The sequence below is a fragment of the Butyrivibrio sp. AC2005 genome (assembly GCF_000424145.1).
In the GTDB taxonomy this organism is placed as follows: Bacteria; Bacillota; Clostridia; order Lachnospirales; family Lachnospiraceae; genus Butyrivibrio.
The window spans coordinates 25,873-34,832 of record NZ_AUJI01000048.1 but is presented as its reverse complement, the minus strand read 5'-3'; the positions used below and the strand labels follow the sequence as shown (position 1 = coordinate 34,832).

General features: G+C 42.1%; 8 protein-coding genes. 3 read left to right on the top strand and 5 right to left on the bottom strand.

Features of this window, described 5'->3' with window-relative positions; all coding sequences use genetic code 11:
• Window positions 1–54: 54 nt before the first annotated feature.
• Both G602_RS0114100 and G602_RS30535 read left to right on the top strand, forming a co-directional pair.
• Complete coding sequence (locus G602_RS0114100; protein WP_026659584.1) at window positions 55–1,500, top strand: DDE-type integrase/transposase/recombinase; 1,446 nt, start codon at window positions 55–57, stop codon at window positions 1,498–1,500.
• Window positions 1,501–1,644, top strand: coding sequence for a hypothetical protein (locus tag G602_RS30535; RefSeq protein WP_155829907.1), 144 nt, complete (start codon window positions 1,501–1,503; stop codon window positions 1,642–1,644). It abuts the gene before it with no gap.
• Between the two features lie 223 nt (window positions 1,645–1,867).
• Here the strand turns inward: G602_RS30535 and G602_RS0114090 are convergent, their stop codons facing one another.
• The 3 genes from G602_RS0114090 to lepA all read right to left on the bottom strand — a co-directional run bounded on the left by G602_RS0114090 (window position 1,868) and on the right by lepA (window position 5,875).
• The gene (locus tag G602_RS0114090; RefSeq protein WP_026659583.1) at window positions 1,868–2,686 is read right to left on the bottom strand and encodes a metallophosphoesterase; all 819 of its coding nucleotides are present in this window, start codon (window positions 2,684–2,686) and stop codon (window positions 1,868–1,870) included.
• A 45-nt stretch (window positions 2,687–2,731) separates the two neighbouring features.
• Complete coding sequence (gene hemW / locus G602_RS0114085; RefSeq protein ID WP_026659582.1) at window positions 2,732–3,979, bottom strand: radical SAM family heme chaperone HemW; 1,248 nt, start codon at window positions 3,977–3,979, stop codon at window positions 2,732–2,734.
• A gap of 78 nt (window positions 3,980–4,057) precedes the next feature.
• Window positions 4,058–5,875, bottom strand: coding sequence for a translation elongation factor 4 (gene lepA / locus G602_RS0114080; protein WP_026659581.1), 1,818 nt, complete (start codon window positions 5,873–5,875; stop codon window positions 4,058–4,060).
• Window positions 5,876–6,166: 291 nt separating this feature from the next.
• Here lepA and rpsT point away from each other — a divergent pair, with 291 nt between their 5' ends.
• The gene (rpsT, locus tag G602_RS0114075) at window positions 6,167–6,430 is read left to right on the top strand and encodes a 30S ribosomal protein S20 (protein ID WP_022760763.1); all 264 of its coding nucleotides are present in this window, start codon (window positions 6,167–6,169) and stop codon (window positions 6,428–6,430) included.
• 71 nt (window positions 6,431–6,501) lie between these two features.
• Here rpsT and G602_RS0114070 read toward each other — a convergent pair whose 3' ends face one another.
• Both G602_RS0114070 and G602_RS0114065 read right to left on the bottom strand, forming a co-directional pair.
• The gene (locus tag G602_RS0114070) at window positions 6,502–7,470 is read right to left on the bottom strand and encodes a TIGR03943 family putative permease subunit (protein ID WP_044932155.1); all 969 of its coding nucleotides are present in this window, start codon (window positions 7,468–7,470) and stop codon (window positions 6,502–6,504) included.
• A 106-nt stretch (window positions 7,471–7,576) separates the two neighbouring features.
• Window positions 7,577–8,854, bottom strand: a complete 1,278-nt coding sequence (locus G602_RS0114065; protein ID WP_026659578.1) for a CobW family GTP-binding protein — start codon at window positions 8,852–8,854, stop codon at window positions 7,577–7,579.
• Between the last annotated feature and the right edge of the window lie 106 nt (window positions 8,855–8,960).

The window sequence follows — 8,960 nt, the reverse complement described above, 5'->3', positions numbered from 1 at the left end:
TTTTGGTATAATGTCAACGACCAAATCAACATCTCCGAAAAGGACTCAATGCTCATGAACATTATACTTTATTTACTTGAAATCATCCACCAACTCTATCAACAGAATTGCTGGCTTATTAACTTCATCTGCAGATATATACCGCTCAAACAGTGGGCTTTCGATGACTCACATTCTCCCAAATATCAAAAGTTCAAAGTGGATGAACTTCCTAAGATTGTCTATTATCATCAGGACTGGGACTGGAAGGACCTTAACAACTACTATACTCAGCGCTATGGCAAACCCGTTAAACCAATCAAAAGACGTTCAGAATGCGATATCCCGGAGGAATGTTCTTGTCCATCATGTCATGCACCACAGCCATATCTCTACAAGAACAATGGTAAAGCTGGACAGCTCATGTGTAAGATCTGCCAGACTACTTTTACGCCTGAGGACAATCGCTTTGATAAACAGTTATCTTTAAAATGTCCTCACTGCCAGCATACTCTTGTACGTATAAAAGACCGTAAGCACTTCGCCATCCATAAGTGTGTTAATCCCAAATGTCCTTACTATCTCAGCAACCTTAAAAAAGTCGATAAAGAGGATCTATCCGAAGAGAATGGCAAGTATAAATACAAGCTTCACTACATCTATCGCGAATTCTCGATAGATTTTTTTAAGATGGATCTGAACTCTCTTCCAAAGAATGCATCCTCACTTAAATTCAGCAAGCACAACGCCCACATCATGTCCCTGTGCCTTACGTTCCATGTCAATCTCGGACTGTCTTTGAGAAAAACAAGACAGGCATTATCTGATTTGTATGGGATATCTATATCTCATCAGCAGGTTGCTAACTACTGTAAGACAGCTGCCATCTGTATAAAGCCTTTTGTTGACAATTACCCTTATGAGAAAGGCAATGCCTTTGCTGCGGATGAAACGTACATAAAGGTGCGCGGCATCAAAGGTTATGTCTGGCTTATTCTGAATGCTGCTACCAGAGCCATCATCGGTTATCAGGTATCTGACAACCGTGGCGTAGGTCCATGCATCCTTGCAATGAGAATGGCATTCAAAGGTATGTCTGAGCTTCCCAAAAATTTCAAGTTTATCGCTGATGGGTATAGTGCGTATCCGCTTGCAGCCCAACAGTTCTTTAGGCAGTTCGGTGACAGATTCAAGTTTGAGATCACACAGGTCATCGGTCTCCAGAACAACGATGAAGTGTCCAAAGAATACCGCCCTTTTAAACAGATGATTGAGCGTCTTAACCGCACCTATAAGGCATCTTATCGAATCACTAATGGGTTTGATAACTACGATGGCGCTAACTATGATCTGACTTTGTGGGTTGCCTACTATAACTTCCTGAGGCCTCATAAGTTCAATGACTTCAAACCACCAGTAGTTGATGACATACTATCCAAAGCTGAGAACATGCCTGCCAAGTGGCAGCTCATGATTTACTTTGGTCAGCAAAAAATCATGGAACTTCAGGCAGCCAGCTGATTGTTCTTAGATTCTGAGCCTGAGGTAATAACCCAGCCACCGCTTCAGCGGCTTGCCCTTGATGGCACAAAAAATAACTGCTACACTGCTGAAATCGACGGAGAAAATCTAATTGTTCTTGAGTTCTTCGCCGTCGGTGATTAACCTACAGCAGTTATTTTTTGTGCTGTCAAGGGTGGCGTCAGGTTACCACAACCTACATATCTACATTTTCAAGGTTCAATCTGAGCCTATTTTTTTGACCCAGTTTTTTCATAGATCATTTGACACTATCTTAGTTTTTTCTATACCCCGATCACATATAGTGACTATTTAATTATATCGTGTGCAATACACCACTGTCACCTGATTTTTAGCCATATTGGATTTAATCAATTTCAATTATCACAATCTCAGGATGATTGAAAAATCTCGGAAAAGGCATCCTTTCTCTTGCAAGCCCTCTGCTGACAACCATTTTTGCTTTATCCGACAAATCATAAACACCATCAACATATTTGGGCAAAAGGCCCTGATCCGGTGCATACATACCATATCCCGTAAAAGGAATTCTCCACTGCCCACCGTGTGCATGCCCTGTGACAACAAGATCAAAATCATATTTCTTGTATATCTCAATTCCCTCCGGTCTGTGAGACAACAGAATTTTGAAGTTGTCAGACGTAGTCGATGCACTTTCCATTTGTTTTTCCCATTCATATAAAGACATATCAGTAGGGTCGTCCACCCCGGATACATCTATAATATTTCCGTTTACTGCAAGCTCACTTGATGTTCCTTCCAGCACTGTAACGCCATTAGAAATCATATAATCCTTTATTTGCTGCAATCTTCCACTCCAGTATTCATGATTGCCGACCACGTAATAGCATGGATACTTCGGCGCAATCTGCTCTATCAAAGCCTTAGAGTTATTGTCCGCCATTCTGTCATCAAAAATATCTCCTGCCAGGAAAACAGCGTCCACATTTTCTTTATCAATCATTTTAGTGAGCGTTTTCTGCTTATCACCATAGTAGCAGGAATGCAGATCGGTAATCAGAGCAACACGGACCGGATTTGTCAGTTTGCCGCTACTATCAATATTTATATGCTCCGTAACCGGCACCTCAAACCATGCTGTAGCCGCAATCAGGATTATTATGATGGCTATGATAATTCTTTTTATAAAAGATTTCTTTTTCATTTCCATGCTCCACAGTTATATATTATGAAAATCTTACCAATCGGTTCATATAAGGAATTTTGCCATACAATAATTGCTGACATCAAGCCCTTTGTCAGTCAGACGGATAGTATCTCCTTCGCGTACCATAAGGTCTTCCGATATCAGTTCCGCAAATATCTCACCATAAACATCTTCTATGCTTTGTCCAAATTTATTTTTGAATTCACCTGCCGAAACACCGCTTATCATACGAAGGCCGAGAAACATAAACTCCTCCATTTGAGCTGCTGTATCAAGCCTCTCTGCATCCTGTTTTTCAGGCGTTCCAGAAGCCTCAAGATATTTCCTGAAATCGCTTGTATTATGAAAACGCTCGCCGTTAAAAAGTGATGCTGCCCCTAGGCCGAAACCTATGTAATCTCCACCTTGCCAGTAGCGCTTATTATGAAGGCACTCGTATTTTCCACCATCATCATCTAAAGGCCCGGCTGTACCCACATTAGCTGCTTCGCCTTCAGAATTCATTGCATAATTCGATATCTCATATCTGTGATAGCCATTGGCCCCAAGTATTTCCCCGGTTCGGTGATACATCTCCCTCTCACTGTCTTCATCAGGAAGTGGTGGATACTCATCCTTGTTATCCCCAGTAATTACCACCCCATTTTTTTCAATTTGCGCTGCCTCACCCTCATATATCTGATAAAAAGGCGTCCCTTCCTCAATTATAAGACTATATGCAGATATATGCTCAGGCTTCGGATTAAGCCCGCAAACATATTTTAGATTCCTCTCCCAGTCTTCAACACTCTGCCCGGGCAAAGCACTCATCAGATCTACATTCACATTTACAAAACCTGCCTCTCTGGCGTTTTTGTAGCATTCTTCAAACTGTCGCAGGTTATGGATTCTTCCAAGGCGTTTTAGTTCTTCATCATTTGCAGACTGCAGCCCAATGCTGATTCTGTTAATGCCGGCTTCATGATATTCTCTTAGTGCTGTGGCATCAGCAGTTCCCGGGTTACACTCAATTGTTATCTCAGCGTTTTCACGAAGGTTGTAGAATTTTTTAAGTATTTTCATAATCTCTACAATGTGCTGTGGATCCACTGATGTGGGCGTTCCGCCTCCGAAGAAAACTGACACCACCTCATAATCCCTGCATTCTTCCGCGCTGGTTTCGATTTCTTTTTTCAAAGCATCAAAATAAAGTGTCTGCTCCTGCCTCCCCTTCGGAAAAGAAAGGAAGTCGCAGTATAAACATTTCTGTATGCAAAATGGTATATGAATATAAATCCCCAGTGTTTTCATGAATTCTCCCCTTATAAACACAGCCCGGATTAAGAGTATCTCTCTTTCTCCGAGCTGTATAAACCTCAAAGTTTATTATCAATTTCCCTCGTCAAGCTTAAGCACGCTAAGAAATGCCTGCTGAGGAATCTCTACGCTACCGATCTGGCGCATCTTCTTTTTTCCTTCCTTCTGTTTTTCAAGAAGCTTTCTCTTACGGCTGATGTCACCACCATAGCACTTCGCAAGTACGTCCTTACGCATTGCCTTAACGGTCTCGCGGGCGATTACCTTTCCTCCGATTGCTGCCTGAATCGGAATCTCAAACAGATGTCTCGGAATTTCACCCTTAAGCTTCTCACACATCTTGCGACCGCGATCGTAAGCACCATCCTTATGAACTATAAATGAGAGTGCATCGACCTGTTCATGGTTGATCAATATATCAAGCTTAACAAGCTCTGACTGTTCATAGCCTTTTATCTCATAGTCAAAGGAAGCATAACCCCTTGATCTTGATTTTAATGCATCAAAGAAGTCATAGATAATCTCATTAAGCGGGAGCTCATACTTAAGAACCGCTCTGGTAGCCTCAATATATTCCGTACTTATGTACTTGCCTCGCCTCTCCTGACAAAGCTGCATGATTGATCCCACATAGTCTGTTGTAACCATGATCTCACCATTTACAATAGGCTCCTCCATGTAATCAATTTCTGCAGGGTCCGGCAGATTGGAAGGATTTGTCAAATCAAACACAGTGCCGTCTGTCTTATGAATCTTGTAAACAACGCTGGGTGCGGTTGTAACAAGATCCAGATTATACTCTCTCTCAAGTCTCTCCTGGATTACTTCAAGATGTAAAAGTCCAAGGAAACCTGCACGGAAACCAAAACCAAGCGCCTGTGATGTCTCAGGTTCATAGAAAAGAGAGGCATCATTTAGCTGCAATTTTTCAAGAGCATCACGAAGCTCGGGATACTTTGCTGTATCTGCAGGATAAAGTCCGCAGTATACCATTGGCATTACCTTCTTATATCCGGGAAGCGCCTCATCACAGGGATTTGCTGCATTTGTAACAGTATCACCAACACGTGCATCCTGAATATTCTTGATGGAAGCAGTGAAATACCCAACACTGCCTGCAGCAAGTTCATCACAGGGAATAAACTGTCCGGGACCAAAATAGCCTACCTCAACAACCTCCCAGGAAGCTCCTGACGCCATACACTTTGCTGTCATTCCCTTTTTCAGAACACCATCTCTGACACGGACAAATACGATGACTCCGCGGTATGAATCATATACTGAATCAAAAATCAGTGCCTTAAGCGGTGCACCGGCATCACCTGTAGGTGCAGGAATTCTGTGAACTACTGACTCGAGCACATCCTCAATTCCTGTTCCAAGCTTAGCTGAAACAAGCGGCGCATCGTGGGCTTCAATACCAATAACATCCTCTATCTCTTCCTTAACCTCATCAGGTCTTGCACTGGGAAGATCAATCTTGTTTATTACAGGAAAAACATCCAAATCATGGTCAAGGGCCAGATAAACATTCGCAAGAGTCTGAGCCTCAACACCCTGAGTCGCGTCAACAACAAGAATCGCGCCATCACAGGCTGCAAGACTTCTTGAAACCTCATATCCAAAGTCCACGTGACCGGGAGTATCTATCATGTTAAAAACATACTCCTCGCCATCCTTCGCCTTATATATCATACGTACAGCCTGAGACTTGATGGTGATTCCTCTCTCACGCTCAATATCCATGTTGTCCAGCACCTGATTCTGCATCTCTCTGCTGGTCAGGACACCTGTAGTCTCAATCATACGATCGGCAAGTGTTGATTTACCGTGATCGATGTGTGCCACTATGCAAAAATTCCTAATTTTACTCTGATCAAATTCTGCCATGTTACTCCAAATTCCATTCTGATAATTCTTAAAACCATTGCCAATATGGCAAACCTTGAATAATGATACCATAACCGCCATATTTTTCACACCTTGTTTTTACTATCTGAGTTTGTAAAGCTAGTCAGTGGCATCAACTTGTGGAAAGCATTTTTGTTAAATCCCTTGACATCGGAAAGGCAAATGTATAAAATATTATGGTGTATGTGGCATTGACTGTCCGTGTCCGGTTTCATAGCCATATAACTTAGATGACAATTCAATCTTTTAGTAATATTTATGGAGGAAGTTATGGCTAATATCAAGTCTGCAAAGAAGAGAATTCTTACAAATCAGAAGAAGGCTGCTAGAAATCAGGCTGTAAAGTCTGGCGTTAAGACAGCAATCAAGAAGGTTAGAACAGCAATCGAGGCTGGCAACAAGGAAGAGGCTGCTAAGGCACTTCTTGCTGCTACATCAGCAATCGACAAGGCTGAGTCAAAGGGCGTATTCAAGAAGAACACAGCTTCTAGAAAAGTTTCACGTCTTGCTCAGGCTGTTAACAAGATTCAGTAAGATAAATAAATATACAATTAAAATACCTCAGATATCTTCTCACCGATATCTGAGGTATTTTTTTGCCCTCATCACACTTCCGGATTGGAAAAATCAATTACAGGGTTAGCAGGTTCTGAAACGTGCTCAAGCTCAATCACATTGAGAAGAGGTCCTACGCCCTGATATTCTGGAACAAGTGCCTTCCTGACTTCTGCAGTAACCTTGATCCACTCTTTTTCTTTAAGCTCGGACGCTTTTTCATACTCACACTTAAAGCCCAAAAACTGCATATCCTCTGCGCAGCAGGTCATAGCCATTCTGCCGGGAACAAAAGCGTTATCAGCCATGTCAAAGGGCTTGGCTACCATGGCAGTAAATCTTACCTTCTTGCCGTCATACCTGTCAACATGCTCAAGCGCATCAAGATAGAACATGCCATATCCAAAGTTGTTAAGCTCAATAGGATCCTGGTTAAGGTCAAAAGGAAGATCCTCATCAAGGGTCACATCAACCTCTCCGTTCATATCCTCAAATATGATATCTGCTTTCTGGTTAATTGCCTTAACATTTCTCTTATAGGTAGCCAGATCCTCTATTCCATCACATCTGTTGAACAGAATAAGCTCTGAATTTCTAAGCTGCTCTGAAAGAAGGGACTTCATATTTGTAAAGTACAGTTCAAAGCTGGAAGCATCAATGATTGTAATCTGCTGCTCCAGTCTCCATGCCTTAGGCAGGCGGAAATTCTTAAAATTCCACATACCGTTATACTCGATAAGCACTCTCTCCGGGTCATATTTTGCCTCAAGTGCCATCATAGTGGCAGGAGTAAAATCCTCCTCATCCTCTATTGTCTCAAGGATTGTATTTGTAGCAGTAAGGAGCTTTTCATCATACTCATTCTCGCCTTCCTCACAGACAATAAGGAGTGTCTGTCCCTTTGTTTTAAAATAGGGCTGAGCCAGAGTATACTTGAAAAAATCTGTCTTACCACTATCTAAAAATCCATTAATTACATATACCGGTTTCATCTTCTTTTCTTTCTTCCTTCCAAACATATAAAAACTGCTCCATGACACATATTTCAGCTCAAATCGACTATAAGTAATAATCTAACATGAAAAAATGATGGGAGCAAAACGATTTTTGCCCCCACCTATTGTTTTAAAGCTTACGTCTAAACAGCTTCTCAAGATTATCCTGATTAAGCTCGGCACCGATTACACAGAATTTACCTGTTACATCAGCAGAACCTTCTCTTACTACAGGCTCTCCGGGAACATAATCAAATTCAATCCAGCCGCCATTTTCATCTGGAACCATACCCTTAGCTCTGAGGACGATACCGAAGTTCTCCTCTTCCTCAAGTCTTCCAAGCATAGCCTCTATCTCTGCCTTACTGTACTTGGCAGGAGTCTCCATGCCCCAGCTGGTAAAGATATCATCAGCATCGTGGTGGTGATGATGATGCTCATGTTCGTCGTGATCGTGGTCATGATGATGCTCATGCTCGTCGTGATCGTGGTCATGATGATGCTCATGTTCGTCGTGGTCGTGGTCATGATGGTGCTCATGCTCGTCGTGATCGTGGTCGTGATGATGCTCATGCTCGTCATGATCGTGGTCGTGATGATGCTCATGCTCGTCATGATCGTGGTCGTGATGATGCTCATGTTCCTCATGATCGTGGTCGTGTTCATCATGGTCGTGATCATGCTTGTGAGCTCTGTAAACTGTAACGCCTTCCTCATCAGTAAACTTCTCTGAGCCATGATCATGATGATGATGGTGCTCATCAGCCTTCGTTGCAAGAACTTCCTTCAAAAGCTCTGCCTCAAGATCGTGGTTGCCTTCAAAGGTATCAAGAACCTCTTTTCCTGAAAGCTCTGCGAGAGGAGTTGTAATGATTGTAGCCTTGGGATTGTGCTCCCTGATAAGCTCCACTGCCTTCTCGATTTTAGCTGCATCAGCCTTATCTGTTCTTGTAAGAAGAATTGTTCCGGCATTTTCAATCTGATTTGTGAAAAACTCACCGAAATTCTTGATGTAGATCTTTGCCTTGCTTACATCAACAACTGTAACTGCGCTGTTCATTGTAAGGTTTTCACTCTCATCAGCAACATTCTGAATAGCTCTCATAACATCAGAAAGCTTGCCTACACCCGAGGGCTCAATGAGAATTCTCTCAGGTGCATAGGTATCCATAACTTCCTTAAGAGATGTACCAAAATCTCCAACAAGTGAACAGCAGATACAACCTGAATTCATCTCTCTGATGTCAATTCCTGACTCCTTAAGGAATCCACCGTCAATACCGATCTCACCAAACTCATTTTCTATAAGTACAGTCTTGGTTCCTGCAAGAGCTTCCTTCAAAAGCTTTTTAATAAGCGTTGTTTTTCCAGCTCCAAGGAAACCGGATATAATATCAATTTTAGTCATTTCTATCACTCTCCGTTCTTTATAATATGGTCTTCATTCAATACTATATATTCTATACTATTAAGTAGTCATCAACGCATATTTTATCGCCAGAGTACAATTACGT

What these genes read in the sequence shown, in the direction of transcription:
- G602_RS0114100 (WP_026659584.1), top strand. Translation starts at nt 55, where the DNA reads ATGAACATTATACTTTATTTACTTGAAATCATCCACCAACTCTATCAA.
- hemW (WP_026659582.1), bottom strand. Translation starts at nt 3,979, where the DNA reads ATGAAAACACTGGGGATTTATATTCATATACCATTTTGCATACAGAAA.
- rpsT (WP_022760763.1), top strand. Translation starts at nt 6,167, where the DNA reads ATGGCTAATATCAAGTCTGCAAAGAAGAGAATTCTTACAAATCAGAAG.
- G602_RS0114065 (WP_026659578.1), bottom strand. Translation starts at nt 8,854, where the DNA reads ATGACTAAAATTGATATTATATCCGGTTTCCTTGGAGCTGGAAAAACA.
- lepA (WP_026659581.1), bottom strand. Translation starts at nt 5,875, where the DNA reads ATGGCAGAATTTGATCAGAGTAAAATTAGGAATTTTTGCATAGTGGCA.
- G602_RS0114070 (WP_044932155.1), bottom strand. Translation starts at nt 7,470, where the DNA reads ATGTTTGGAAGGAAGAAAGAAAAGAAGATGAAACCGGTATATGTAATT.
- G602_RS0114090 (WP_026659583.1), bottom strand. Translation starts at nt 2,686, where the DNA reads ATGAAAAAGAAATCTTTTATAAAAAGAATTATCATAGCCATCATAATA.